At 50.9% G+C, this 26997-nt stretch carries 22 protein-coding genes and 1 pseudogene; 5 read left to right on the top strand and 18 right to left on the bottom strand.

Annotated elements, in window-relative coordinates; genetic code table 11:
• Position 1: 1 nt before the first annotated feature.
• The 10 genes and pseudogenes from Q1A48_RS08410 to Q1A48_RS08370 all read right to left on the bottom strand — a co-directional run.
• Positions 2-625: an IS630 family transposase gene (locus Q1A48_RS08410; RefSeq protein WP_299943467.1), complete on the bottom strand. Its 624-nt coding sequence runs from the start codon at positions 623-625 to the stop codon at positions 2-4.
• 563 nt (positions 626-1188) lie between these two features.
• Positions 1189-2166, bottom strand: a complete 978-nt coding sequence (locus tag Q1A48_RS08405) for an EpsG family protein (protein WP_299943402.1) — start codon at positions 2164-2166, stop codon at positions 1189-1191.
• A gap of 119 nt (positions 2167-2285) precedes the next feature.
• Positions 2286-3239, bottom strand: coding sequence for a glycosyltransferase family 2 protein (locus tag Q1A48_RS08400; protein WP_299943400.1), 954 nt, complete (start codon positions 3237-3239; stop codon positions 2286-2288).
• The gene (locus Q1A48_RS08395; RefSeq protein WP_299943397.1) at positions 3232-4455 is read right to left on the bottom strand and encodes a polysaccharide pyruvyl transferase family protein; all 1224 of its coding nucleotides are present in this window, start codon (positions 4453-4455) and stop codon (positions 3232-3234) included. Before Q1A48_RS08395 ends, Q1A48_RS08400 begins: the two co-directional genes overlap by 8 nt.
• Positions 4455-5849: a Coenzyme F420 hydrogenase/dehydrogenase, beta subunit C-terminal domain gene (locus tag Q1A48_RS08390; RefSeq protein WP_299943394.1), complete on the bottom strand. Its 1395-nt coding sequence runs from the start codon at positions 5847-5849 to the stop codon at positions 4455-4457. Before Q1A48_RS08390 ends, Q1A48_RS08395 begins: the two co-directional genes overlap by 1 nt.
• Positions 5843-7141, bottom strand: coding sequence for a flippase (locus tag Q1A48_RS08385; RefSeq protein WP_299943391.1), 1299 nt, complete (start codon positions 7139-7141; stop codon positions 5843-5845). Before Q1A48_RS08385 ends, Q1A48_RS08390 begins: the two co-directional genes overlap by 7 nt.
• Positions 7142-7288: 147 nt before the next feature.
• Positions 7289-7423 carry a hypothetical protein gene (locus Q1A48_RS21790; protein ID WP_366523395.1) on the bottom strand — a complete coding sequence of 45 codons (135 nt, stop codon included), beginning with the start codon at positions 7421-7423 and terminating at the stop codon, positions 7289-7291.
• 23 nt (positions 7424-7446) lie between these two features.
• Positions 7447-8169 carry an IS630 family transposase gene (locus Q1A48_RS08380; protein ID WP_299943388.1) on the bottom strand — a complete coding sequence of 241 codons (723 nt, stop codon included), beginning with the start codon at positions 8167-8169 and terminating at the stop codon, positions 7447-7449.
• A 101-nt stretch (positions 8170-8270) separates the two neighbouring features.
• Positions 8271-9422, bottom strand: coding sequence for a Wzz/FepE/Etk N-terminal domain-containing protein (locus Q1A48_RS08375; RefSeq protein WP_299943385.1), 1152 nt, complete (start codon positions 9420-9422; stop codon positions 8271-8273).
• Positions 9423-10252: 830 nt separating this feature from the next.
• Positions 10253-10495, bottom strand: a pseudogene (locus Q1A48_RS08370) (transposase); the annotation flags it as partial.
• Positions 10496-10740: 245 nt separating this feature from the next.
• Here Q1A48_RS08370 and Q1A48_RS08365 point away from each other — a divergent pair.
• From Q1A48_RS08365 to Q1A48_RS08355, 3 genes are all read left to right on the top strand, one after another.
• Entirely contained in the window at positions 10741-11880 is a 1140-nt protein-coding gene (locus Q1A48_RS08365) for a sigma-70 family RNA polymerase sigma factor (protein WP_299943383.1), read from the top strand.
• 176 nt (positions 11881-12056) lie between these two features.
• Positions 12057-12629, top strand: coding sequence for an acyloxyacyl hydrolase (locus Q1A48_RS08360; protein ID WP_299943381.1), 573 nt, complete (start codon positions 12057-12059; stop codon positions 12627-12629).
• 147 nt (positions 12630-12776) lie between these two features.
• Positions 12777-13667: a TraB/GumN family protein gene (locus Q1A48_RS08355; RefSeq protein ID WP_299943379.1), complete on the top strand. Its 891-nt coding sequence runs from the start codon at positions 12777-12779 to the stop codon at positions 13665-13667.
• Positions 13668-13825: 158 nt separating this feature from the next.
• On the opposite strand, the gene Q1A48_RS08350 is transcribed toward Q1A48_RS08355, so the two are convergent.
• The gene (locus Q1A48_RS08350; RefSeq protein ID WP_299943376.1) at positions 13826-17383 is read right to left on the bottom strand and encodes an indolepyruvate ferredoxin oxidoreductase family protein; all 3558 of its coding nucleotides are present in this window, start codon (positions 17381-17383) and stop codon (positions 13826-13828) included.
• A 275-nt stretch (positions 17384-17658) separates the two neighbouring features.
• Between Q1A48_RS08350 and Q1A48_RS08345 the strand changes: the two genes are divergently transcribed.
• On the top strand, positions 17659-18129 hold the full coding sequence (locus tag Q1A48_RS08345; protein ID WP_299943373.1) for an Lrp/AsnC family transcriptional regulator: 471 nt from the start codon (positions 17659-17661) through the stop codon (positions 18127-18129).
• Between the two features lie 105 nt (positions 18130-18234).
• Here the strand turns inward: Q1A48_RS08345 and Q1A48_RS08340 are convergent, their stop codons facing one another.
• Positions 18235-18747: a shikimate kinase gene (locus Q1A48_RS08340; RefSeq protein WP_299943370.1), complete on the bottom strand. Its 513-nt coding sequence runs from the start codon at positions 18745-18747 to the stop codon at positions 18235-18237.
• 28 nt (positions 18748-18775) lie between these two features.
• Positions 18776-19498 carry an acyltransferase gene (locus Q1A48_RS08335; RefSeq protein ID WP_299943368.1) on the bottom strand — a complete coding sequence of 241 codons (723 nt, stop codon included), beginning with the start codon at positions 19496-19498 and terminating at the stop codon, positions 18776-18778.
• 115 nt (positions 19499-19613) lie between these two features.
• Between Q1A48_RS08335 and Q1A48_RS08330 the strand changes: the two genes are divergently transcribed.
• Entirely contained in the window at positions 19614-20231 is a 618-nt protein-coding gene (locus tag Q1A48_RS08330) for a class I SAM-dependent methyltransferase (RefSeq protein ID WP_299943365.1), read from the top strand.
• On the opposite strand, the gene Q1A48_RS08325 is transcribed toward Q1A48_RS08330, so the two are convergent.
• The 5 genes from Q1A48_RS08325 to Q1A48_RS08305 form a co-directional block, all read right to left on the bottom strand.
• On the bottom strand, positions 20160-21275 hold the full coding sequence (locus tag Q1A48_RS08325) for a prenyltransferase/squalene oxidase repeat-containing protein (RefSeq protein WP_299943363.1): 1116 nt from the start codon (positions 21273-21275) through the stop codon (positions 20160-20162). The two genes, Q1A48_RS08330 and Q1A48_RS08325, sit on opposite strands and share 72 nt — an antisense overlap.
• Positions 21272-22018 carry a class I SAM-dependent methyltransferase gene (locus Q1A48_RS08320; protein ID WP_299943361.1) on the bottom strand — a complete coding sequence of 249 codons (747 nt, stop codon included), beginning with the start codon at positions 22016-22018 and terminating at the stop codon, positions 21272-21274. Before Q1A48_RS08320 ends, Q1A48_RS08325 begins: the two co-directional genes overlap by 4 nt.
• Positions 22018-23361 carry a glycosyltransferase family 4 protein gene (locus Q1A48_RS08315; protein WP_299943358.1) on the bottom strand — a complete coding sequence of 448 codons (1344 nt, stop codon included), beginning with the start codon at positions 23359-23361 and terminating at the stop codon, positions 22018-22020. Before Q1A48_RS08315 ends, Q1A48_RS08320 begins: the two co-directional genes overlap by 1 nt.
• A gap of 589 nt (positions 23362-23950) precedes the next feature.
• Positions 23951-25336, bottom strand: a complete 1386-nt coding sequence (locus Q1A48_RS08310; protein ID WP_299943356.1) for a glutamine synthetase family protein — start codon at positions 25334-25336, stop codon at positions 23951-23953.
• Between the two features lie 107 nt (positions 25337-25443).
• Positions 25444-26793 carry an aspartate aminotransferase family protein gene (locus Q1A48_RS08305; RefSeq protein WP_299943353.1) on the bottom strand — a complete coding sequence of 450 codons (1350 nt, stop codon included), beginning with the start codon at positions 26791-26793 and terminating at the stop codon, positions 25444-25446.
• Positions 26794-26997 lie beyond the last annotated feature (204 nt).

Raw genomic sequence — 26997 nt, 5'->3', positions numbered from 1 at the left:
CTCACTCATCCGAATTTAGATTCGGTGAGTGCGGCGGCAGAATAAAAAAACGCAGCAGCCCTCTAGTTTCCTGAGAAAATTCATTGACAAGTCTAGATTTATGAACAGTATACCCATCAAGAATGAGAAAGATCGGCGTATCTGCGCTGTAAAACAGCCGCTCAAGAAACTCTATGAACTTTTCGGCATTCATTTTCTTTTCAATCGTCATAAACCGAATTTGTCCCTTGGAGCTCATTGCCAATACAAGATTTAGTTCAAATCTCGCACCAGTCGACTCAATTATCAGTGCTTTTCCTACTGGTGCCCAAGTGGCACCACTGTGATAATCGGAACGAACACTGATTTCATCACAAAAATAGATGGTTGCCCCTTCATTTTTGGCTAATTTCCTGATCTCCGGATACCCTATTTCCAGACAAGCTTCAATCTTTTCATTGTCTCTTTGGCAAGCACAGCAAAATGATTTTTGTAGCGACAGCCACATTTTGCGCAACAAACGACCAACTGATACATCGCTTAGTTTGACCCCAAACTCATTACGGATCACACCTCTGATCATTGCGCGAGCCCACAGCGTGAATTCAAAGCACGGCTGAGTGGGATTCTTAGTGGTAAGTCTTATAAATCTTATCGGTCTGGGGCCCCGTTAATTTTCGAGGGTAACCCTTATAGCGGCTTGGATTTTAGGGCATCAATACCGCCTTCAGGATATTTCGTTAACCAATCATAGATTCACGACCTTGATAAATCCAGCGCAGAAAAAACCACTTCCGGACCCTCACTGGCCTCAACGCGTTGTACTAAACCTCTTCAAGAGCTGCATGGTCAAGTTTTCTACCATCCAGTTCGCTCATGCAGCGTATTCTAACAAGATTTGGCTACTTATACACCAATTAGTGCACTCCCATTTCGTGTGACTTATTAACCATGTCAAAAGTATCCAGACATGATTTTGGCTAAGCTGTGATATAAGATAGACCTGAACCTTTGGAAAATTCTGGGAAATTGTACCCGCGCCTGGATACTTGTGCACTAATTAGTAAACCGCCCACTTGTCTCATGATGACCCCTTTGCGTGTTGCTTGGCGGCTCACACATTAAAGTGGCTATAAAACTTCCGGATTCGTCATACTGTGTGTGCCTCCCCGGTAAAATCCGGGGCTTCCCTTTTGGGCTAGAAATTGTTTAATACCAAACACCAAGAATAAAATGAGAATAAGAAAAAAGTCCAAAAACCAAAAATACCAACCCAAGCATAAGTTTAATTTTTTTACCTATCTTGCTTGAAGCAATAAAAAACGCTTGAATTATTGGTAAAAACAACCACCCAATAAATGCATATCTATTTGAATAAGCAGCAAATCCAAAGAAAAAATATGGCATCATTAAAATGCAGTAGAACTTCCATAAGGTCATATAAGTTTTAAAACATGGCTCCTTAACATATTTTCTCAGGATGTAAAACCCCACCCCCCAAAAAACCGTATACAAATAAAATTTATATTGAAGTCCAAACCAGTTGCTTGATCCAGATGCATAATTAGTTATATCCTCATAAAGGCTTATTGATAGGAGGTCAGATACCATACTAACCAATATTTCAGTTATGCCGAACAAATAAAAAAGAGAACACACAATAAAAGAAAACAAAACCAACCATGAGGGTATAAAAATTAAGAAAAAAAATGGTGAAACCAATACACTCGTTTTATGGAACCCAAGCGATGTTATAAAAAACAGGACTGAAGTTAAGAATTTTCTTTTCGAAAAGAAAAACAGAGAAAGATACAAAACAGGCAAAGACAATCCTTGCCTCAAACCATTTATTGTAGCTGCAACATACCAACTCGAAGAGAGCATCAATCCGGTCAATATAAATAAACCCACAATCCTCTGCCGCTCATCAGATATGCATAAGTAAAAATAAAAATAAGTGAAATTAAATAGTAAAAAAATAACTACAAAAAATATTTTAGCATTATTTGTAAGCAGCCCAACCCCGTACGCTAAATACTTAAACAATAATTCAAACCGAGTTGAGTATAATGTCGACTTAATATTATTGAAGAAATATGTATAGTTCTCTGTATCAGCCCCCACAGACACATCTCTTCCCCCCACCACAACAGAAAGCGCAAGAAAAAAAACACACAATGCATACACTAAAATTATGTTTCTTAAAGAATACATAAAATACCTAAAAACTAAATTTCGGCATCCCGTAACCTGGGGCATTCACGTCTATACTCACTGGATAATCACTTTCTTAGGGGTGACCCTCTTCAATAAATTCGAGCATACCTATATCGTTGTGCCACCTTAAGCAATTGCCTAGGTACCAGCTGAAGAGCAGCCAACATAGCCTTTAATTTTAAAGATTTACAAATCATCAACTGTGTTATATTCTCATATGCAAGCTTATTTTTATCCAAACGGAATCCCGCTGCATTAAAAAACACTCCTATCTGTAGGAACTTATACGCGCTCCTCACATGAACTCTATCAAGAGTACCTGATGAAATAAGTTCATCCAACCATATGAGATAATAGGGAATCTCACCATCACGGCTATTACAATTACTTCTACATTGTGCATCTTTATTATAATATGCACAAACCCTAGCACTATAGACTAAACGTTTTTTAATTATGGCTTTAAGCCAGACATAAACATCTTCGCCTTTCTTGATTCCTTCTGGAAACCCCCCCATATTGATCAATAGATTACGTGGCAAACAAGCTGTAGTACTATTGACAAGTGCTAAACTTTTAGAAAACGCATCAAAAAAATCCTCCACCACCCCGGTAAAACTAGAGGAATAGATTTGCGATGGACAGTATTTTATTCCATCCCGTAAAATCTCGTGGGAAACGCTGTAAACTCCATTTCCAGGGTAAGTATCAATCAAATAATTCAATTCTTCTAAATGCCATGGATACCAATGATCGTCAGCATCTAGGAAGGCGATATAGTCTCCTAAGGCCTCTTCAATTCCCTTATTACGCGCAGCAGACACACCTTGGTTTTTTTGATTAATAATTTTTATTCTTTGATCCAATACCGATTTAGCCTTCTGAAGACTGGAATCAGTAGAGCCATCATTTATAACGACAACTTCAAATTCACTTAGAGATTGCTTCAAAACACTATGAAGAGTGGATACTATATGCTTTTCTTTATTGTAAAGCGGAATAACAACAGAAAATCTTTTATTGTTGCGTGCTTGCTCACTCATAGATTTCCATTCCTGCTTTTATCTCGCTTGCAGCCAACCCCACCTGTTCGCGCCATGTCGGAAGTTCCCTCTCAAGACAGATCTTAATTTGCGTTTCATTTTCTACCAAGTAATCAAAACCTGTCATCAGAGAGGCAGATGTTAGCTCTGGTGTCGACAATACTACCGGCATGTCTCCTAGCAAGTCCTTGTTGATACCTTTAGCCTTGACACTGTAAGCAATTGACAGCGTTGGAACACTACTAGACAATGCAGCAATCGTGGCGTGTGTTCGTGCGCCAATAAAGTAATGCAACTGACTGATAACTTGTTTGATCTGCGAAGCGTTGAAGTATTCTGGCATGAGAGTTACAGAGTCACCATACATCTTTAACTCAGTCATCATATCGGCCATATAAAAGAAATCATTATTCTGTTCAGCGCCATCCAGCGGAATAACGTGCGGCACCAATAACACACCAAAGCCTCTGGCCACAACTTCATGAATAAATTTTATAGTCTCAGCCCTAAGATCTTGAGAGCCTTTTTTAAACCGTTCAATCAGTGGGCTAATGTTAAGGCCAACAACGCCTTTACTTCCTACTTGCGGCCAAAACGAAGTGGTATCGACGGATTCCTTTTTTAATGTAAAGGCAGGATCGGCCATCTGGATAACATTATTTAAACCTAGCGTTTTCGTAAGATAGTTATAAGTAAGGCTTTCCCTGGCGGCGATCATTTTAATTTTAGCCAGATGGTCGTGAATAGCAGGTAAAAAATACGGCTCAGCTTCAAAAGGACCAACTGATGCCCCCCAAATAAATACCGGCTTACCCAACTCCATAGCGAGACGATCCATCCCCATCAACAGTGAAGGCATACGATAATCCAATGAATAGTTATCACCACCGACTGACAAAACAGCATCGCAACTTCCCACTTCCTCTCGCAGCTTTTTGGGGAAAGGGAATGGCCAGCCAGCCCGCTTCAAAGCAGCAAAGGGAAGGCGCTGCAAATGCACCCAAAGTCTGTTGTAAGCGGGCAAATAGGCATCAACAAACCGAACACCTTGCTGACCAGACTCAGGCCATTGCCGCTTATCACGAACAATATCTTCAGACGGAACTAGCACTTCAATTTTACCAAACGTTTGATTGAGTATTAACACCGTGCTGCGAACAATGGCCTCACAACCACGGTTGCCAAAAGTTCGCTGACCTGTAAGATAAAACCGCATTATTTAATCCTTCGTATTAAATACTGAGCATATTGATAAAGAAGCTTTACAGCTCCCCTAAATAGTCTTTTATTTAAAAAATAATAATATAGCTCGAAAGGCAACATTCTAACCATGAACAAGATGAAATTACTTTTCGTCTTCGATTTTTTAAAAGCAAAATGAGAACGACGAGAAATCTTCTCTCTTAGTCTATAAATTTTTTTCCTCCTAGCTTCTACTTCTTCATGTTCGGCAACCTTTACTCTTTTCATGGGCGTCCAAGCGCCTTGGGTTTCCGCATCCTTGAGTCGTACTGACAACCCTTCTCGACGATGACGATAGTTTCCAGCTTGTGACTCATAAACTTTATCAACAGATACTACCCTCAACACTAGGGAGCCTCTGTCGACCCCCTCCTTAAGAATATTATCAATTATCCTATTCCTAACGATTACGATATTAGTACCAAGCGGGTCTTTTACAGTTTCAGGCAACCAAGCATCTCCACAGGATAAATCCGCTGTCTCACCAGCAATATCATCACACCAATCACAAGCCTTCGGCTTGAAATAACCCAATCCCCAATCAAGTCCGTATAGCTTCTGAGTTGAAACAGGCGGCAATGCCTCTATTTCTCCAACATTATTCTTAAAGAATACTTGGCTACTGTATTTGTTTGCTGGCTTTTTTAGATTTTTCACTCTAAAATCAACTGAAGCTATAGCATCAGGTGAAATGCCCTGCTGCATAGCAATCATTTCAGCAAAAGCCTTAGTTTTCAAGTGTCCACAAAATATTGCTATACAATACTTTATGCTCTCAGCTACATCTTTATTGTTAGCTGACAACAATCTGATAGATTTAACAAAGCACGGCACACCCACAAATACATATTTTTTTCCGTTACCAAGCACCTTCTTTAACACACTATTAAAATGTACCGGATAGTATCGTGATTTAGATCTTTTTATGATCTCACCAAGTGACTCAGATACTTGATATTCAAAAATAGAATCACGCCCCTCCGCCACATGGATAACACCATCTATTTCACCTTTTTGAAACAGTTCAGCCAATACCCAAGAAATCACTCCACCAGAGCTTGCTTTTTTCCTATATTGGGATTCCGCCACAAAACCCACATAGTTATTAACATAGAACCCAACTCTTTTATCATAATGGCCGCCAACCTCATAAAGCGACTTGGCAATTTCATCTTCTGAAACCACACTCCCAAAAGGACAAACATTGCCATGTTTAGAGTCATGCATCAATCTGGCCTGTGGTAGCCCGATAGCATTCTCCTGAATGTTAATGCTTCCGTCTTGTACCGCACAAGCCCCGCAACCTATACAATAACCACCTGAAATAACTTTCTCTATATTTGATGTTGCACCTATATTGTCTAACACACCACTTCCCTTTTTGTAAAAACGTGGTAATTCGCAGAATATAAATATAAAAACAGTAATAAAATATCACTGATAACGGTAGCAACAGCTGCGCCACTCATTCCATATTTCGGTATGAAAATAATATTGAGAGCGACATTTAAAAATGCCGTAACAGCCATAAACCATACCTTTCTCCTCATATGTTCCTGAGTTACTAAAGAAGATCCCACATTTATTGCAACAAAGCGTATTGGTACTCCCAATGAAAGGATACTTAAAGGTAATACGGCCCCTATGTAACTGTCACCAAAAAAGAACTGCACTCCCCAAGATGCTAGGAGCCAGATGGCCAGCATTGACAAAAGCCCTAATTTGAGCATCATCCAGTTTCCGGCTCTATAGACTTGATAAAATCTATCTCGGTCACAGTGTGCCCAGCGATGTATTTTAGGCAGTAGAAACTTTTGATAAATAACGCTAGGCAGCAAATAAACAGCAGCCATAATCGCAAAAGCAGAATTGTAAATTCCCGCCGACTTATCCCCATCAATATACTTGAGTAGGATGATGTCACTTTGAAAATAAATTAAGTAAAAAACACCGGCTAGGCCAAACGGCCAAGACTGGGCTGCTACTTGCCGTATGCTGGTAGGTAAGGTTGGCTGGTTGTTACTTGCGCTTAGCTCTCCATGTCCTTTAAGATTCAACTGGCCACAGTACAAACGCCGAATATAAAACGTTCCAAGAATAAATATACCAAGTGAAATTAACGCATAGGCAAAGGCAACACTCCATGGCGTCATCACATTAGCCATCACCAAGACCAACATAGATACCAGCAGCAGACGCAGGAGATGCGGCAGGAATTGCCATAATGTCAAGGCGAGATAACGCTCTTCCAGTTGCAGCTTAGCACTGACAAGCTCTATCGCAACCTGCCCCAATAAAAACGTAGAAAGTACCACTAGCAAATCTCGGGTGGATGCGTCATTCGGCCCAAGCAAGGCCCAGGTTAGCGAAGCTGTAAGCACCAAAAATGTGGTCGCCAACGTGTACTTAAATGAGCTGCGCACCCAGCGTATCGCCCGCCAACCTTCCTGCCCAAACACTTTTAGCCAGAAACCTCCCATACCAAAGCTGGCCAAAGGTGCCAGCATCGTTACAATCCCAAGCGCGGACACAAAGGATCCCAACCCTGCAGGGCCAAGCCCCCTAGCCAGAAGTACTTGAGTTAAGAATGCACAAGCAGCACCTAAAACTGACCCGAACCAAAGTAAAGAAACAATTTTTACTGAATAAAACCTACTCAACTCTTATCTTTATGAACGATTCCATTCATAACCCCTACATTTAGAAACATTATTAACCCGGTGGGAAAACAGTTCATTTGATTACATATTTAATCGAGCGGTGCTTGAAGCAGGATGCTACACACGCGGGCATCTTTTGTAACATTCTTATGTGGAAAGTACCTTGCCTTTCAGCTTCTCCTTGGATCGTGGTGGCACACCGCTGTAAGCGCCTCCTTTGAAGTCGCAATTCAAATATTCATCCGGGTCCAATTCAGGTGAATATTCTGGTAAATAAAATATTTCTATTTCATCCTCGTGTTCTGTCAGCCATGCTTTAACGACTCATGCATGATGACCCTTAGGTTGCCCAGAGTGAGATAAACCTTCCGGCCTGACGTCGTGATCAATTGCTTGAGAAAATTGAGTGAAGCACGTTTGGCGTTCAATCTCACAATCGGCGTTTTTTCTTTTGGTGCATAGCCAAGCTCATGCTGGCAATCTCTGCGAATTACTGCTTCATCTCCCCAGTAAATTTCTGCATCTTCCAGCTTCGCACGCTGTTCGACCTCTGGATAGTCTTCTTCCAGCCATTTTTTTACGGCTTTAGAGTTTTGCTCATAGGTCCGCTTGGCGGGTTTCTGCGGTGTAAAGCCCCAGCATTTCAGATAATCACCGACGGTACGAATCGACATTTTTATAACGTATTCACTCTCTATCAACTCCCTGACCGCCTTGCGTGTCCACAGCACGTAGTCAAGCTTCAGCTGATCTGACTGTTTGTCCGCGATCTGTTTTTGAAGTTTTACTTCTTGCTCTGGCGTTAAACTACGGCTTATGCCTTTGGGGCGGCCGCACCCCATAGCGGTCAATGCCTTGAAGCTACCTTCTTTATAGGCATTGATCCAGTTTTGTACTGCTCGGCTGGAAATATCCAGCGTCCGCGTAATTTTCGCTATAGACTCTGATTTCTTCCAAGGATTCACAGCAGTTCGACATTTTTCTTTCTGGGCGGAAGCGGGTAATTTTCTTGTATCAATAATATCCATTCGGGCATTATACAAAACTACATAGACACCGGGTTAATAACACAAATTGGTCAAGGATACTATTTCAATAAAATTCAAGAATATGAATAGCAACAAGGATTTTAGTTTGCTCCCATGGGTTGGCTCACTGAAGCTGGAATCGCCTGGGCTGTAGCGGAATGCTTACAGAACATTAGTCGAATCAATGCGATAAAAATGCCAAGCAAACTACCAAGAAATGCTCCTAGCGCCAGAACCAATACCTTTCGAGGTTTAATGGGTGCATCTGGCGTTTCTACAATGCCATCTGGGCGGGCAATGGCAAGATTTTTTGGGGGGAAATGTATGTTATTTAGAAAGCTGTATTGTTCTTCCAGACTACGTAGCGAAGGTATAAACGGGTCTTCTGAGGTTCGGCTCTCTAAAGCTTCAATCTCAGCAAGCAATGCTTTCGTTCCACGCAAATACATCAAGTCATTTTTTCTGAAAGCGGAAGCCTGCTGTGCGATTCGACTGCTACTGCCCTCTGGACTCGGCAGCTCCACTACCACAGTGGGGCTCGCGAGCCCCACTGTCATATGGGGGCCCACCAGCCCCACTGCTTCTGCCACAGTCAATGCCTCCCTGAGTTTAACAAGTTGATCTTTTTTGCGAATCTTTGCAAACTCCCTCATGATCTTGAGTTCTTGCTGGAACTGCCTACTTCTCACCTCCATTTCACGCTGAGTATTGTTCACTACGTCAATCAAGGATTGACGGGTTACCTGATCCAAATAAAGATTAACCCACTCTGCCGCCTGTACCGGGTCAATATGCTCGACAGCAATAATGTAGGCTGATTGGCTCTTGGTCGGCTCCAGGATCCTCAGTACATTTTCCTGAAATTCCTTGTAAAGCACGCCCTGAGATTTCAAACGCTGCTCGTTATCGAGAGACGGTAAATAAACATCCCTGAAAAATTGACGGCGGCTTTCTTCAGATTGTAGGTTGCCAGTAAACTCTGCGAATACTTCATCGACAGTGAAAGGCAGGAGCCCACTCTTCTCGCTTCGCGCTACGTTGAAACCAGCAATATCCCTGAGCGCTGGTGGCAATACAGCAATACGTGCTTCGTAAACCGGCTTACTCAAAAATACATAAAGCGCAGATCCCAGAGTAATCACAAGGGTTACTGACGCTATCAGCCATTTTTGAGCCCACAAGCCCTGTACCAGCGCAACCAGGTCGATTTCGTCATCCTCTGGTGCTCGGCCTGGATAATTAGTTTGAATCACTGTTGACCTACTCTGTTTTTGAAAAACTGTAATTTGCCGCGCGTGAGAGTAACTGCTTGACACGCCGAACACTTGCACAAAAACGCAGCATTCTGCCACTGCTCCCGGACTTTTCAACCCCCCCGCCATGGTGAATTTGGATTAAGGCAGGATCCGTGCTGATATTGAAGTCCTTCCCCGCACCCTATTAAATCACTTTAATTCACTTGACAAATGCAGATTTTATCAGCATGTTTCATAAAATTTTGCTCAAGAAGGAGTGCAAGATTTAAGCGATGCAACTTTAATGGGTTTGATAAACATGCCCAGGCCCAGCCTCCACCTCATAGCCGTACTTATCACAGAAGGCGCAGGGGCTTACAATGACTTGCGGGCTCATGATACGAACAGATTCACTACTACCCTTTACCAAGACCGGACAACCACTCAGAGTATTTGGATTAGTGTTACTAAGAAAATAACAAGGTCTAAAATCCTATTGGGACAACCAAACCTTTAATTGTATACGATCTAATCATCAATATACAAGCCGAACTCTTCCATGAGGCATGAATATCCTCAAGCCAGGCACTCGAAGTAAATATCAGCATACCAAGTTGCCGGTTGAAAGAACTCCAAGAGCATGAAAATGTGGCTTTTCGCGACTACACTGCGCTGAACACACAGAAATAAGAATGCTTCGTTTGCGGAAGGAGAGCAAACAGCTAATTAGCTGTGCAAAATCCTAAAAAATAATCTCCGCCGTACATCCTTTATATACTCCCCTGCCACTAGTCCTAGGGGCTGTTCCTGTTTCACATAGGTAGCCATAGGAAGGCACAAGCCATAGTTATCACCAGCGCTTGAAATACTTTCTGCCACTTACCTAACGCTGACCAGGCATTGAAGCGCTAGCACATCTCACTCCAACATCCGAAGCCCTTCGGTAGATCTCTCCATGGACAACCTGTACGCATTCGATTGAACATGCCCTCAACGGTCATACGGAGATCCCCCTTGTTAGAGATGGCCAGTTGCCGCAGAATTCTCCACAGCTTCGACCAGTGCTCATCGCTGAGCATTAATCGGGACATTGCAAGCTCGTTTCATCGTTGTGATAGAACCTAAATAACGCGAACTTGCTCTTATAAATCAATATGGCTACATTCAAGCGGGAACAGCTCCTAGTCTTCGCCTTTAGAAAAAAGACCCAAGAGTCCACATCAAAATAGGCGCTTTTTTCAACGTTCAACTATAGTTAAAGTGAATTTGGCGCCAAACTGCGTCTGGCCCCAACCGCTTACAGCGTTCACACACTACGTACAGAGAGTTTAGGTACTTGTCCCGAGAAAAGTTTTACTCAAGGGATGAAGATTGGCTGAAGGATACAGACGAAGCCCTATCCGATTCCGGCACAGGTGCCTGTGGCCATGCAGAGCCTGGACCGGATATCGGAGAGATCCCCGCATCAGGGGAGCCGCTCACTGAGAGTGGCAGCACCCCAATGCAAAGCTATCTCAAACACCTGTACCGGCTCGACTTACTCACTCCCGAGGAAGAGCACAGTACCACCTGCCTGCTGCGGGATTTGGAGGACCGATTAATCGCCCTGTTACAACACTATGGCAAACAAGCGGTGCAGCTGCGCAGCGAGGGCGTTGAGCAGAGAGGCAGCACCGGGGCCTATGATCACGGCCTGATCATAGGCCATGCCCAGGAACTTCTGACACTGGGGCATCTTCTCCCGCGGGACCGCAGTCGGCTGACCGGCTTACTGCAGCGCTTCCAAAAACAGCGCAAAAAACTGATCCAGTGCAACCTGCGCCTGGTCATTGCCATTGCCAAGCGGTTTCGCAATCCGGCTGTGCCCTTTATCGATCTGATTCAGGAGGGCAATGTGGGGTTAATGAAAGCCATAGAGCGCTTTAAACCCCAAATGGGCTATCGCTTCTCAACCTATGCCTACTGGTGGATACAGCAGGAAATCCAGCTGGCTCTGCGCCGCAACGAGGATCTGGTGCGCCAGCCTGCCAATGTCCAGGACGACCTTCGGAGCATATATCGGGCCATTGGCGAAGTGCGCGCGCAGGGTCTGCCGGCCTCGGATGAGAACCTTGCAGGGCATACGGGATTGGACCTGGAACGCATCCAGAGCCTGCTGAAATTGCCCGGCCCCACCGGTTCACTCGACGACCCTGTCGCGGATGATCAAAGCAGTACCCGGCTCGACTATGCGCCCGCCGACGAGCTGTACAACACCGATGCGCTGGTCACCAATCAGGAACTGGCAGAGCGGTTGCGCGAAGCGGTCGAGCGCCTGCCGGCGCGACAGCGCACCGTATTAAATCTGCGTTACGGGCTCGCCTCTGACAGAGACTGCTCTTTTCGTGTGATAGGCGAACAGCTCGGCCTCAGCCAGGAGCGCGCCCGTCAACTCCACTCGGATGCCCTCCGCCAACTGAAACGACAGTGGCGATAATACAGTGCCCGCAACCGACCCGCCGCTGGCATGGGTTCCCCCCTGTCGTGTACTTACCCGGCACTTTGGGGGATCACTCCGCCAGGGTCAACACTCTTGCCACCAACAGCATTCCTACTAGTCTTAAATACGACCTTTAAGCAGTGAGTTACCTACCTGAGGTTATGTGTAAATCTATGGCCGTAAGTGCGCATTGCACCGGAGTGATCAATTGTATACTTCTCGCCACTTGCGGGTTTTCCATCTCCCCAACTGTTTTTGCTGAGCAGGAGTTGATTGTCAGTGCCGGCAAGGGGCTGGGAAAGGCTCTGCTACAGAGAAATTCCATTTCCGCTGCGGAAATGGCGGGCGTGAATTATTCCTATCTCTTTGCCTCATCCGGCAATGCAAGCAATCTTTGGCAATGGTGGGGACAGGGAAGTTACTCCTACCTGCGCCTGGCACACCACAACGAAAACCAACAACAGAATATTGTTGAAATCAAGCCGGTGCTACGCTGGTATCCACGCAATGAGCCCAGCGGCACTTTTGCTGAAGCCGGTGTTGGCGCCTCCTACCTGAGTCGCAGGAATTTTGGTGATATCCAACTCAGTACAAAGCTCAATTTCGCCTTACACTTTGCATTGGGGTATCGCTTTTCCAGTGGCCACACCTTGTCTCTGCGTTACAGCCATTTTTCTAATGCTTATACCAATAATCCCAACCCCGGGTTTGATTTTGCCTCACTAAACGGGCACTTTAACTTTTAATACATCTCTCAGATGATCCCGCGAAAGAACCAATCCCTTCAAAACCTGCAACACCATTCCCCCCGATAGAGACCTCATCGGCCGCAGTATAAAGCGTGAAGGCAGAGTGCTAACATGTGTTGACTTAGATAAGATCAGGAAAATGACATGTTTCATCGCTATCTAGCCCATTCGATTGCTGCTGCTCTCCTCCTGTTTGCCGGGCTTGTGTCGGCAGCTGAGGCAGACAAAGGCGTCTTCTGGAAGGCTACCAGAGAGAACAAAACTGTCTATCTGCTCGGCTCCATTCATCTGGCGACTGAGGATTTCTACCCCCTGCGCGCTCAGATAGAAGAAGCCTATTCAAACAGCGATACCATTGCCGTTGAGGCCGATATCACCGCTGCCGAGAGCGATATGCTGCTGCAGCAGAAAATCATGATGGCGTCGGTTTACCAGGGTGATCGGAGCCTGCGCGATGATCTGCCCCCGGAACTGTACCAACAGCTGCAGGGCTGGATACGCAAACACAACATGCCCGAAGCCCTGTTTATTCGCCAGCGCCCCGCCATTGCCATGGCTTCCATGGGCATGATTGAAATGCATGCCCACGGCCTGAAACCCGAATGGGGCATCGACAGGCACTTTCTCAAAAAAGCCAAACAGGACGGCAAGGCGGTATTGGAACTCGAAGGGGTACTGCAACAAGTCGAGCTGCTCAACAGCCTGGAGAATCCAGCATTGCTGCTCCAGCGGACCCTGGAGCAACTGGAGGATATCTCCTCTTTACTGCCGCAAATCACCCGTGCCTGGAAAACCGGCGATATCGACGCCCTCAACCGCCTGATTGTTCTGCAGGGACTTGAAGAAAACCCGGACTACAAACCGTTGTTCGACGCTTTGTTTTTCCAACGCAACGAAAAGATGACAGCCTGGATCGCGACTAACGCGCCCAACTACCCCTCTCTATTTGTGATCCTGGGAGCGGGCCACTTGGTGGGTGAAAAGGGCGTGATCCGACTGCTTGAACAGGCAGGATACAAGCTGGAACAACTCTGACGATCATTGAATAGCTATCGGCTTGCCGGACTCTGTATCTGAAGGCGCTGTGCCAGGACAACAGGGAGAGCGCGCAATTTCACCGGCTGCAACAGGGGTAACACCGATATACCGGCGCGGCAAATAACCGCCAGTGCCAAACCCCTGATGCACATGGCCTACCCCGCTTGCTGCGCTCTGGCGGGATCGAATACTGCCACCTCGGCCGCCAGGTCGTTATCACCCTCGGGGCTTTCAAACCGGTTGAGCGCCATGGCGCGCCGTTGCTGCGCATCCTGCACAGCAGCCTCTTTTACCGGGCCATAACCGCGGATCACATCCGGGTAGCCCAGCAATTCAAGGGCTGCACTGTGGTTCTGGCCGCTTAGCTCACGCACGACCTTGTTAACCAGCTGCTCATAGTCGGCGATCAGGGCCCGCTCCTCCCTGCGCTCGGCAGTATATCCAAACACATCCAGGGTTGTGCCGCGCAGGCATTTCAGTTTGGCCAAAACGGCAAAGGCTTTAAACATCCAACCGCCAAATTTCATCTTGCGAGGCCGTCTCAGCACTTTGTCAAAGGGGGCCAAAAGTGGCGGGGCCAGGTTGAACTCCAGATTAAAGTCCCCGCTAAAATTCTCCTGCAGTGACTGGATAAAACGGTCGTCGGTATACAGTCGTGCAACCTCATACTCGTCTTTATAGGCCAGCAGCTTGGCATAGTTGCGAGCAACCACTTCCGCAAGTGCCTGGCTTTTGGGCAAGATGAGGGCTTCTGCGGCGCTCACTTGGTCTACCAGGTTCTGATAGCGCTTCGCCAGTTTCGGATTCTGGTAGCCAGTGAGATGTTCAACCCGGTGGGCAACCAGTTCTTGCAGCCCTTGCGGAAATGCCACTGGCGCTTGCTCACTGGCGAGAAGCCCTTCCAGAGCCCGGGGGTTTGCAGCGGCAAGCCGGCCTGCTGCAAAACCTTGCAAGTTGCCTTCCACAACAACACCGTTCAACTTGATGGCCTGCTGTAGCGATGCCTGGGAAAGCGGTAATAACCCTTTTTGCCAGGCAAAACCCAACATAAAGATATTGGCGGCAAGCGTATCGCCAAGTGCGGATTTGGTGAGCCGGTGCGCTGCAACGGAATCCAGCGCACTGACTGCGCTGCTCAGGGTATCCAGAATCGCCTGGGGCGAATGCACCTCTTCCCGCCCCAATACACTCGCAGCAGTCGGACTCAAATGGGTGTTCACCACGGCGCGGCTGCGGGTTTCGTCCAGCTTGCTTAGACAGGCGGCCAGGTTACCCGCGGCTATCAGGTCGCAGGCCATCAATGCATCGGCACGGCCGTCGGAGATACGCACCGCTTGCAGCGCTTGCGGCCGCGCGGCAAAGCGTATGTGGGAGTAAACCGCACCGCCCTTTTGCGCCAGGCCGGTCTGGTCCAGTGTACTGCAAGCCGTCCCTTCGATATGGGCCGCCATTGCCAGCAGTGCACCGATTGTCACTACACCGGTACCACCCACACCTGTCACCAGGAAATTGTAGGGAACCTCCAGTGTGGGCTGCTGTGGCGCAGGGAGTTTCTCCGCTTCGGTGCAGAGCCGATCCCCCACTCCGGCATTTTTGGCCAGGCGCCCCCCTTTCACAGTGACAAACGACGGACAGAAACCATTGATGCAAGACAGATCCTGGTTGCAACCGGTCTGATTGACCCGGCGCTTGTCACCCAGTGCAGTGGAGACTTTCTCCACGGCTATACAGCTGGACTGCTGCACACAGTCGCCACAGCCCTCACAGACTAGTTCGTTGATAAATGGACGACCCTCGGCCTGAGGCAACAGGCCGCGCTTGCGCTTGCGACGCAATTCGGTGGCACAGGTCTGGTCATAAATGATGATGGAACAGCCCTCAAGTTCCCGCAGTGTTTCCATTACCGCTGGCAGGTGATCGCGGTGGCGTATCTCAACCTCGGCGGGAAAGGACAGGACACCACGATATTTCTGGGGGTTATCCATCACCAGTACAACCTTCTGCACCCCCTCCGCCAGTACCTGTCGGCAGATCATATCCGGTGACAGCTCGCCGTCGTGGGGCTGGCCACCGGTCATTGCTACAGCGTCGTTAAACAGGATTTTGTAGGTGATATTGACCCCGGCGGCGACAGCGGCGCGAATCGCCAGAATGCCGGAATGGAAATAGGTGCCATCACCGAGATTCACAAACACGTGTTTTTCGCGAGTGAATGGTGCCTGCCCCACCCAGTTGACACCCTCGGCACCCATCTGGGTAAAGGTATAGGTCTCACGATCCAGCCACTGGGCCATATAGTGGCAACCGATACCGGCAAGGGCACGGCTGCCCTCCGGCACTTTGGTGGAACGGTTATGGGGGCAACCGGCACAGAACATGGGCAGGCGCGAAACACTGGAACCCGCCTGCCGGGAGATACGTTGGGCCAAGGCACTGAGGCGCATCAAGCGGTGTTTGCCGCCTTCACCCAGCCTGTCAGCACCCAGCACAGCACCCAGCACCTGGGCAATAATAGCCGGCGACAGCTCTCCGTAAGCCGGCATCAGCGGTCGATCATGTTCGTCCACCTTGCCCAGAATACGCGGAAAGTGGGGATCTTTCTGGTGTACGTTGTACAGCTCCTCTTTCAGCTGCACTTCCATCAGGCTGCGCTTCTCCTCCAGCACCAGCAGCGTATCCAGGCCGCGGGCAAATGCCTGGATACCGGGTACATCCAGGGGGTAGGTCATGCCCACCTTGAGAATCCGGATTCCGATCTGGCGGGCCCTCTTCTCATCGATGCCCATATCCTCAAAGGCCTGCATCAGGTCCAGGTGGGCCTTGCCTGTGGTGACAATACCCAGCGTGGCCTCGGGATTCTCCAACACCACCCGGTTTAAGTGATTAGCGCGGGCAAATGCGAGGGCTGCCGGTCGTTTGTAACGCCACAGGCGCTCCTCTTGCGCGAGGGGGTTGTCCTGCTTGCGGATGTTCAAGCCGCCATCGGGGCGCTCGATCTCCGGATAGATGAACGCTACGCGCCGCGGGTCCACTTCCACCGTGGCGGCACTGTCCATATTTTCCGCCAGGGTAATCATTGCCACCCAGCAGCCGCTAAAGCGGGACAGCTCCAGCCCGTAGTGGCCGTAATCCAGCACTTCTTGTACAGTGGCGGGATTCAGTACCGGGATATGCATATCCACAAAGGCGAATTCCGACTGACCGGGATAGGATGAGGACTTGCAGCCGTGGTCATCACCGGACACGATCAGGGCGCCCCCTTTGGGAGAGGAGCCCGCTGCATTGGCATGACGGAAGGCATCGCAAGAGCGGTCCACCCCCGGGGTCTTGCCGTACCAGATGCCGCAAACGCCATCCACCTCGGCACCCTCGAACAGGCCCACCTGCTGGGACCCCCACACAGCGGTCGCCGCCAGTTCCTCATTGACGCCGGGCTGGAAACGGATATTGTGCTGCTCCAGCAGTTTTTTGGCTCGAGACAGTTGTAGATCGTAGCCCCCCAGTGGAGAGCCGCGATAACCGGAAATAAAAGTGGCAGTGTCGAGGCCGCGGGATTGATCCATGCGCATCTGGTCAATCGGCAGGCGCACCAGCGCCTGTATCCCGGAGAGCAGCACACGGCCCTCGAGGAGGGTATAGCGGTCTTCCAGGGAGATCTGTTTTCTTGCCTGGGTAAGCTCCGCGCACTGGGAACGGGTCTCTTTATCAGTCATACACCTAATTTCCGCTCATTCACTCTGTGTAAAACCCGTTTTGGGCTATGAGTCATTATTTTTTGAATTGCCTCTAGTCGGCAAACAAATATCGCCATTGTGGTCCACACCAGCATCCGCGGGCGGGCAATCAGCAACAGCACCCGTCCCGAGACAAGCTGGTCGGGCCATACTAGTTCGTTAGGCGCAACAGGGCATTGCTTTATTTACACAAATGTGCGTAAATTTATGATGAAAATTTCGATTATAAAAATATTTATAGGATAGGAGTCTTTATGAAGCGCTTGACAGACATGGATGACTTCGACCGCAAGATTCTGCGTGCACTGCAGGAAAACGCCGATTATTCCATGGCGGAACTCGGCGACAAGGTCGGTCTCTCCCACACCCCCTGCTGGCGGCGCATTAAAAGGCTCGAGGCAGAAGGCATTATCCGCGGCCGTGTTACCCTGCTGGACCCCCGCAAGCTAGACCTAGGGGTCACAGTATACTGTTATATCACGATTCACAACCACGACGAAGAATCCCTGAACAGTTTCGAATCGGCAGTACAGGACGTTCAAGAAGTGGTTGAATGCTACTCGACCAGTGGGGACAAGGACTATGTGCTGCGCGTAGTCGTCGACAGCGTAGAGCATTATGAGCAGCTTTTAAAGCGCTCGCTGGTCCACCTGCCCAATGTGGCTTCGGTCAATTCCACCTTTGCCTTGAAACAGGTGAAATACACCACGCAACTGCCTCTATAAACAAGGCAGGCAAGGGGTTCAAAAGAGAGCCCCACTGTTCCGGGGCTATCAGCGCTGCTCTCCAATGGCTGACAACCCCGATTGACCGGGGGTATCCCAGGTGTTTTAACCCCGCGCCTTTAGCGCCTCTATCAGCTGCTCCAGCACTTCCTGCATGGTCAAACCGTCACAGCGTACCGTCATATCCGCATATTGCCTGTAAAGCGCCTGGCGCTCTAAAAATAACGCTTCAAAGGTTTGCCCCGGTGCCTTGGCGATACCGCGGCTTTCGTAATTGTGAATACGGCGGCGCAGCGCTTCTGCCGAGCACTCCAGAAACACGACCGCACCGAGGCTACGCAGGTTTGCCATACCCGCATCGCTGTACACAGCGCTACCGCCGGTTGCGATCACATGCCTGGGCAAATGGGCACTGGCAATAATTTCCCCCTCAATCCTCCTCAAGTTCAGATAGCCACTCTCCGCGATAATCTGTTGCAGGGTTTTGCCTTTACGGGCCTGAATCAACACATCGGTGTCGACAAAATCCAGAGCCATCTCTTTGGCCAGCAAAACGCCCAGAGTGCTTTTCCCGGCACCGGGCATCCCAATGAGCACAATACTTTTTCTTTTCTTCATCAGTTCACATCTTGGAGCAAAAAACCATTCAATCACCACGCCGAGGGAAAAACAACGCGCGCAACCAGCCGCGCAGGCTGTTGCCCTGCAACAGCATTTTATCCAGTTCCTCCAGGTTATGGGTTTGGCGGAAAGCGTCGGTAAACAGGGCCTCGCGGGTGATCATCCGCCGTTTGGGATCGATGGTTTTCACCGGCTTCGCCGGATTGCCGGCGACCACCATATTCGCCGGCACATCCCGCGTGACAATGCTACCGGCACCCACCACAGAATGATCGCCGATGCTAACCCCTTTGCAAATGGTCGCACTATCGCCGATCCAGACATTATTGCCCAGCCGCACCGGCGCTGTGCAGCGAAAAGGCCGCGTGCGATTGTAAATACCATGCCAGTCGGAATCAGAGATATACACGTTGGCAGCGAGCATGCAGGCATCGCCAATTTCTATGGAGTGCGCCGCGGAGATCCGCACTCCGGGAGAAATCAGTACATAGTTTCCAATGGTAATGAATGCCTCGCGCCCCCTGTGGCCAAAAGTGGTGAAGCGTATGCATTTTTCCGCATTGGAAATTAAATGGGGGTAGTGACCCAAGCGAATATTTGCACCAAATACCTGTACCGAGGCAGGGTCCATGACCTCCGGCTCAACCCCCACAGCATCGAACTGCGGAAGCAGGTAACGCTCGGTACGCCACGTGCGCCAGCGCAGCTGCAAGCGCTTTAGCCAATAGGGTCTGTGATCTTTGCGCATCGTTTAAATTCAGGTTTCGTCCATTTGAGGTCAGCACCAGCAAAGCAAATCGCAATTGCTTTTGCGGATGCCGGGGTTTAGTGTTCGGACCACAACAAATAGAAAGCCTTTCTCCATGACCATTAGACTATCCATTGATACTCGAGCCATTAAGGGGTTCCTCGCAGCCCAGGAAGGGGAGGCCCTCTATCATCTCGCCGCGGAGGCCAGTGGCCTTGGCCCCTGCCTGGAGGTCGGTAGCTATTGCGGTAAATCCACCGTTTATCTGGCCGCGGCCTGCAAACTGACCAACAGCGTGTTGTTTGCCGTGGATCACCACCGGGGCTCCGAAGAGCATCAACGCGGAGAGGAATACCATGATCCGGAGCTGTTTGACGATCACATTCAAATGATGGACAGTTTTGGCAGCTTCCGCGCAAATATCCGTACCGCTGCACTGGACGATTGGGTGGTTCCCATTGTGGCGCCTTCGTCGGTTGCGGCGCGCTGCTGGAATACCCCTCTGGGCCTCGTCTTTATCGACGGTGGCCACTCCCTGGAAGCGGCGATGACCGACTACCGCTGCTGGTCACGCCACATAGTCCCGGGCGGTTACCTCGCCATCCACGATATCTTCCCCGACCCAGCCTATGGGGGGCAGGCACCCTACGATATTTATAAACTAGCCCTGGCTTCCGCTCAGTTCGAACTGGTCGAGACAGTGGACACCCTGGGTATTTTGCGCCGTCTCTGACAACAGGGACACAGTGGTAAAGAGCCCGCTCGCCGGTGTCAGACCGGCAAGTGCATCGGCAGCCAACAGCATCGCCCCCACCGTCCAGGTGGTTTTCTCCTCCGGCCAAACCGCATCATCGGGATAGACATACCCTGTCCAGTAACCGCCGTCACTGTCCTGCCAGCGGTGCAGCCCCCGATAGATTACTTCGGCGCGGGCGCGCTGCCCGGTGGCCAGTAGCGCCATGGCCAATTCACAGGATTCGGCCACTGTCACCCAGGGCTCGTCATTGACACAGTGGCAACCCAACCCGGCCACCACAAACTCCTCCCAGCGCTGCTGCAGACGCACACGGGCCGCCGCGCCGGAGACAGCACCGCAAAGCACCGGGTAAAACCAATCCATGGAAAAGCGCGCCTTGGAAGCCCAGGTGCGGTCGAAGCGCTCGGGGCTGTTGCGCAAGGCATTGCCCAGGGCAAAGCGGCCCGACTCCCAATGCGCGCGCGAAACCCCCAGTCGGTGGGCGATATTGATCGCGCACTCAAGGCTCTTGTAAATGGAAGAGCAACCGGTAACCAGGGCATCCTCTTTGGGTTTGCTCTCAGTATCCACCGCCCAATGGATTTCACCGTGTTCGGTTTGCAGGCCCAGCACAAACTCAATGGCACGCTCCACCATCCGCCAAAAACGATGCAGGCACTTCCTATCACCGCTGATCAGGTAGTAATGCCAGATACCGGTGGCAACATAGGCAACAAAATTGCTCTCGCGGCGCTCTTGGTTTTCTATTGCGCCATCCTTGTAGGCCGCCCACCAGCTGCCGTCCTCCAACTGCGTATCCGCCAGCCACTGGTAGGCTTTTTCTGCAGCGGCCAACTCACCGGCAATCGCCAGTCCCATGGCCGCTTCTACATGGTCCCAGGGGTCGGCGTGGCCTCCCTTAAACCAGGGAATAGCACCGTCGGGCTGCTGCTGGGAAAGGATATAGGCTGCGCTGTCTTGCACAAAGCCGTTTGGGAATAACCCTGCAGGGTTAAGCGGAAAAGCCTCCAGCTCACTCACGGGCTTTTTACTCCTGCCGGCAACTGCCGCACGGCCCGGTGGGCCTTGACAAAATAGAGTGCGAGGCTTTTGCCAAGTACCGGGTTTAGCAGTTTTTCCACAACGCGGGTGGCCACGGGCTGTTTCATTAGATCCCACACCAGCAACCGATGATAAGCGGCGACCAGGCGGGATTCCGGTTTGTTCCAGAACAGACACTTTAGCCACCAGTAAGGGGCGTGCAGGGCGTGGGCTTTGTGACGAGCGAAATAGCGGTGTCCCAGGGCCTCAATACTTTCGCGCAGTTCACGCTCACGAAAAATACGGATATGGCCCCCCTCCACCTGGTGGTATGCATCGCTGAGCTGCCAGCAAAGCCATTCGGGGAAGTAAGCCGGTACAGTGGCGGCGAAAATACCCGAGGGTTTCAGCACCCGATCGATTTCCGCCAGAAGCGCCTGATATTCCCCGATATGCTCCAATACCTCAGAGCAGATCACCACATCAAAGCAAGCGTTTGCAAAAGGCAATTGCAGACCGTTGGCAACGCCGAATAACAGGCGCCCTTTTGCGTATTCGGGGCTGCTAAATGATTCAGCACGCCCACTGGCAGTGCGCACATCGTCAAAGCAGAGGTCGATGCCATAAACATCCACCGCATCGGTGATCATCAGGTGGATGCAGTGACGCCCTTCTCCACATCCGAGATCAAGCACCTTCTGACCGGGACGGAGGTTCAAGTGTTGCGGAGCCACTGTAATCATCAAGCGGCCTCCACACCGCGGATAGTGTTCGTCGCCAAACCGCACTCACTGTTCTGGGACACGGGGGGCTCACCCAGGATTTCGCGGTAATACGCCACCAGATTCTCTGCGGCCAGATTCCAGGAGAAGCTGTTTTCAATCCGGGCCCTACCCCGTGCACCCAGTTCAACCCGCAGGGTTTCACGGGACAACACCCTGCCAAGGGCTTCCGCCAGCGCTTTGCTGTCGCCGGCCGGCACAAGGATGCCGGCATCTCCAACCACCTCCGGAAGCGCGCCGCCATCACTCGAAACCACCGGTGTGCCACAGGCCATCGCCTCTCCCGCAGGCAGACCAAACCCTTCGTAGAGGGACGGGCAGGCCACGACAGTGGCACTGCGGTAGTAATCCACCAGCTCCTCAATGGAAATGCCGGAAACAAACTGTACCGAATCGCGCAACTGCAGGCTTTGCAGCAGTTGCTCGGTGGCACCGCCCGCCTGCATCGCGCCCACCACCAGTAATTCCACATCGGTGAACTGTTTGCGCAACTCGGCCAGGGCCAGCAACAACACCCGCAGCCCCTTGAGTGGCTGGTCTGCCGACGCCGTCGTCATAATACGTAGCGGCCGGCGCTGCACCTGCAGGTCCGGTTTGAATATCTCCGTATCAATGCCATTGTAAATCAGCTGTACCTGCTCGGGTGCCACACCAAACAGCTCGACAATATCCCGTTGCGACTGGCGCGACACTGTCACGATGTGACGTAGTTTGCGCGCGACCTTGGTCTGCATCTTCAGAAAGCTATGCCAACGGCGCACCAATAACCTGAAACGCCAGTCCGGCGCCGCATCCAGGGCCAGTTGCCGGTCACGTGTGATGGGGTGGTGAATGGTGGCCACAACGGGCAAACCGCTTTTTTCAATCTCCAGCAGGCCATAACAAAGCGACTGGTTATCGTGCACTATGTCGTAGTGACGGCCACATCTGCGCAGGTACCTGACCACCCGGCGGCCAAAGGTATAGGGTTCTGCGAACCCGCCGGTGAGCTTGCTCAACCATTCGAAGAAGTCCGTCCAGGACAGCAGATGCTTCGCCTTGAGGGCCCGGATGGGGTGCTCAGCCTCATAGAGGTTGAGCCCGGGCATCTCGATCAACCTTACCCTTTCATCCAACTGCGGATAAGGTTGGCCCGAGATAACATCCACGACATGCCCCGCATCCACCAGTGCCTTACTCAGGTAGCGCAGGTAAATTCCCTGGCCGCCACTGTGTGGATGGCTGCGATAACCCAGAAGGCATATGTTGAGTGGCCGAGCCTTGCCGGCCAGAGGACCGTCCGCATACTTACCCAAGGCGGTCATAAATTCCCTATTCGCATTGTTCGGGGACCCACACGCAACGACCGATCAACGCTGTCTTTTATGCAGCATCCCTGTGAACGCCGGTTGAGTCGGGCCCGCGCAGTTAAAGCGGAAGAATACACTGAGGTGGAAATGACCGCTAGGCTGAAACAGTCCACACCAATGGCCATGCTGGCCAGAAAACATGACTTCAGGACAGAAAAAACGCGCAGGGGGCAGTGGGCTCTGCGCCAAAGAATCTATAAATATCCCACCCATAAATTTAATAAATACAGATAGTTATACAAAGATTCTCACCTTACATATAACCTCTGTTTCTCCCTCACCCCCACCCGCTCCGCCAGCGCGCGAACCTGCCATTGGGCTGGGATGCACAAGCACCATGATACCCGCAGGTAGAATAAAAAATGCCCGCCAAATAGCGGGCCAGGTTTTTTGAACACACTTTCAGGAGGAGAGTTGCAAGCGCATTACGCACTTAAATTTAGGTATAGCAGAGGATCACAATCCGCCGCCGCTCCCTGTCGTGAAAGCCGTTTAGTCAAGATGCCTTGATCACCGCTGTGACGCATAGCAATACGCCTTGAGCTTACACGCGGTACAAGTAGCTCTGATATTCCACATCGGTCACCCGTGCGCCAATTTCTGCCTGCTCCTGCCGCTTCAGCAACAGGAACAGCGCAACAAAGCGCGGGTCGAGATACTCACGCCACAGGGCGCTCTGCTCAAAACGCTGCAGTGCGCCATCCCAGGTATTGATCAGCTGCTCACTCTCAACCTGATAGGCATCCCCTTCAACCGGAGCCGGTGGTTCCAATTGGTTTTCCAGCCCATGGCATACACCGGTGAGAATCGCCGCCAGAACCAGGTAGGGATTCACATCGGCACCGGCGATACGGTGCTCAATGCGGCGGGCCTCCGGGCTGCTGGCTGGAATGCGCAGGGTGGTGGTGCGGTTATCGTAGCCCCAGCACAGGTTCAGCGGTGCGTGGGAACTCTCCTGGAAACGGCGATAGGAATTGCTGTGCGGTGCGAAAAATGCCATCGCATCATTTGCGCTCGCCAGCATACCCGCAACCGCCTGGTGCAGCAGCGCTGAGCCCTGTTCACTGCCATTGTCGAAGACATTCCTGCCAGCGCTGTCAACCAGGCTCAAATGCACATGCATACCATTCCCCGCCCGGTTGCCAAACGGTTTTGCCATGGTGCTGACACGCAAACCGTGACTGCGCGCCACACCCTTTAACAGACGTTTGAACAGCAGGGTTTGATCCGCAACCGCGAGCGGATCGGCACTGTGATTCAGGTTGATTTCAAACTGACCGGGAGCGCATTCCGACAGCACTGAATCCGCTGGAATACCCTGCTCTTCACAGGCAGCACGGACATCGGCGAAGAAATGCCCCTGGGCGTTCAGCTCCGACAGATCGTATACGTCTGTGGAGGGCACCAGTTCCGCATCGTTATCACACACGGGGCGCGGATGCGCCAGGTGATCCAGCTCATCATGCAACAGGTAGAACTCCAGCTCAGTGGCACAAACCGCGCTGTATCCGAGCTTTTTCAACCTGTCCAGCACCCGTTGCAACTGGCTGCGCGGATCGGCGTAGAGTGCGGAACCATCCGCCTCGTGCAATTGCATATGCAGCTGAGCGGTCAACTCCCTGTGCCAGGGTGCCGGGCTGATTGGGGATACCGGAAGACAGACGCCATCGCTGTCGCCACTGGCAAACACCAGTGGGCTATCCTCGATATCTCGCCCCCAGATATCCAGACTAACGGCGCTGCGCGGCATTTGCAGGCCCCCCTTGAACAGCTTCTGCGCCGAATCGGCGGGCAGCCATTTACCCCGGGGCACACCGTTGATGTCGAATATAAAACCTTCAATCCACTTTAAGTCCGCATGCTCTGCCAGGAATTGGTGTGATTGCGCCAGCAGGTCCGGCCGAGCAGCGAATTTTTTTTCTTGAGACATAAGTTGCCTGAGATAATCCTGTCAAACCACAAAAACAGTCTAGAGCCGCCACCCCGGCCCGCTAGAGGCGGGCAGAGGTGGCGGCCATAAGAGGCACTACGACGAGTTTACGCCAGTGCCGCGGCAGTGCCGTCCAGAGCGCGCCATGCTTTTTCCACCAGCTCATCCACCTGCTCGGTGGTGATGATCAACGGCGGGGCGATGATCATGGTATCGCCGGTGGCGCGCATCACCAGTCCATTTTTAATACTGAGGTCGCGACACATAGCACCGGCCGTGCAATCCTCATCGAAACGGGCACGACTGGGCTTGTCTTTTACCAGCTCCAGGGCGCCAACCATGCCCAGGCTGCGGGCCTCGCCCACAATCGGATGATCCGCCAGCTCTGCCCAGCGCTTGGCCAAATAGGGACCGGTCACATCACGTACAGTGTCGATAATCTTCTCATTGCGCAGGATGTTGATGGTCGCCAGGCCCGCCATACAGGCTGCCGGGTGCGCAGAGTAGGTGTAGCCGTGGGTAAATTCCCCCCCTTTGCTTTTGATCACCTCGGCGACACGGTCATTTACCAGAGTACCACCCAACGGAAAGTACCCATTGGTCACCGCCTTGGCAAAAGTCATCAGGTCCGGTTTCATGCCATAGTAGTCAGCCCCGAACCACGCACCGGTGCGACCAAAGCCAAAGATCACCTCGTCCATCACCAGCAGAATATCGTACTGGCCCAACACCTTTCTCACCTCAGGCCAATAGGTCTCCGGCGGGATTACCACACCACCTGCCCCCTGGATCGGTTCGGCAATAAAGGCCGCAACATTCTCCGGGCCCAGTTCCTGGATTTTTTCATCCAGGGTCCGGGCGGCGTAAATGCCAAACTCTTCCGGTGACATATCGCCGCCCTCGGCGAACCAATAGGGCTGCTGTACATGCTCGATGTAGTCCAGCGGCTGGAACTGCTTGTGCATACCACTCATGCCACCGAGACTGGCGCCGGCGATGGTGGAACCGTGGTAGCCATTCTTGCGGGAGATCACAATGCGCTTCTCCGGCCTGTCCTGTAGATCCCAAAAGCGGCGAATAATACGTAGATTGGTGTCATTCGCCTCGGAACCCGAACCGGTAAAGAACACGTTGTTGATAGCCGCCGGAGTCACTTCCGCCAGGGCATCGGCCAGTTCAATGGCGGGCGCGGTGGTGCACTGGAAAAAGCTGTTGTAAAACGGCAGGGTGTTCAGCTGCTCATAAATGGCATCACTGATTTCCCTGCGGCTGTAGCCCAGATTACAGCACCAGAGACCGGACATGCCGTCCAACATGCGGTGGCCATCGATATCGGTAATATAGGCGCCCTCTGCACGGGTGATCACCCGGGTGCCCTGCCGACCCAGGTCGTGGAAATCGGTGAAAGGGTGCAGCAGATGTTTGCGATCCTGTTGTTGCAGCTCAGTCTTGTTCATATTCCGCTCCTGTCTTTTGCGCCGAGATCCACTCCAGTGAGTGAGATCATGGACCCGCACCAATGAATGAAGAGTAATCCCGCCATCTGTCAGCCACCTGGATAGGTCTTGTACACAGGCCGCCACCCGGTAGCGCATTTCTCTTAAATTTTGTGATCACATTTTAGTGGCGAGGCTCACAGAAGTGCAAGATTTATCGAACCT

This window comes from uncultured Microbulbifer sp. (genome assembly GCF_947489355.1).
Lineage (GTDB): Bacteria > Pseudomonadota > Gammaproteobacteria > Pseudomonadales > Cellvibrionaceae > Microbulbifer.
The sequence above is the reverse complement of the archived record's forward strand: the minus strand, read 5'-3'. Positions and strand labels throughout refer to the sequence as shown.

Bases quoted from the DNA above. Each gene is read 5' to 3' on its own strand.
- Q1A48_RS08400 (WP_299943400.1), bottom strand. From the start codon at position 3,239: ATGAGTGAGCAAGCACGCAACAATAAAAGATTTTCTGTTGTTATTCCG.
- Q1A48_RS08395 (WP_299943397.1), bottom strand. From the start codon at position 4,455: ATGCGGTTTTATCTTACAGGTCAGCGAACTTTTGGCAACCGTGGTTGT.
- Q1A48_RS08380 (WP_299943388.1), bottom strand. From the start codon at position 8,169: ATGGATATTATTGATACAAGAAAATTACCCGCTTCCGCCCAGAAAGAA.
- Q1A48_RS08360 (WP_299943381.1), top strand. From the start codon at position 12,057: ATGGCCGTAAGTGCGCATTGCACCGGAGTGATCAATTGTATACTTCTC.
- Q1A48_RS08355 (WP_299943379.1), top strand. From the start codon at position 12,777: ATGTTTCATCGCTATCTAGCCCATTCGATTGCTGCTGCTCTCCTCCTG.
- Q1A48_RS08350 (WP_299943376.1), bottom strand. From the start codon at position 17,383: ATGACTGATAAAGAGACCCGTTCCCAGTGCGCGGAGCTTACCCAGGCA.
- Q1A48_RS08345 (WP_299943373.1), top strand. From the start codon at position 17,659: ATGAAGCGCTTGACAGACATGGATGACTTCGACCGCAAGATTCTGCGT.
- Q1A48_RS08340 (WP_299943370.1), bottom strand. From the start codon at position 18,747: ATGAAGAAAAGAAAAAGTATTGTGCTCATTGGGATGCCCGGTGCCGGG.
- Q1A48_RS08335 (WP_299943368.1), bottom strand. From the start codon at position 19,498: ATGCGCAAAGATCACAGACCCTATTGGCTAAAGCGCTTGCAGCTGCGC.
- Q1A48_RS08330 (WP_299943365.1), top strand. From the start codon at position 19,614: ATGACCATTAGACTATCCATTGATACTCGAGCCATTAAGGGGTTCCTC.
- Q1A48_RS08320 (WP_299943361.1), bottom strand. From the start codon at position 22,018: ATGATTACAGTGGCTCCGCAACACTTGAACCTCCGTCCCGGTCAGAAG.
- Q1A48_RS08315 (WP_299943358.1), bottom strand. From the start codon at position 23,361: ATGACCGCCTTGGGTAAGTATGCGGACGGTCCTCTGGCCGGCAAGGCT.
- Q1A48_RS08310 (WP_299943356.1), bottom strand. From the start codon at position 25,336: ATGTCTCAAGAAAAAAAATTCGCTGCTCGGCCGGACCTGCTGGCGCAA.
- Q1A48_RS08305 (WP_299943353.1), bottom strand. From the start codon at position 26,793: ATGAACAAGACTGAGCTGCAACAACAGGATCGCAAACATCTGCTGCAC.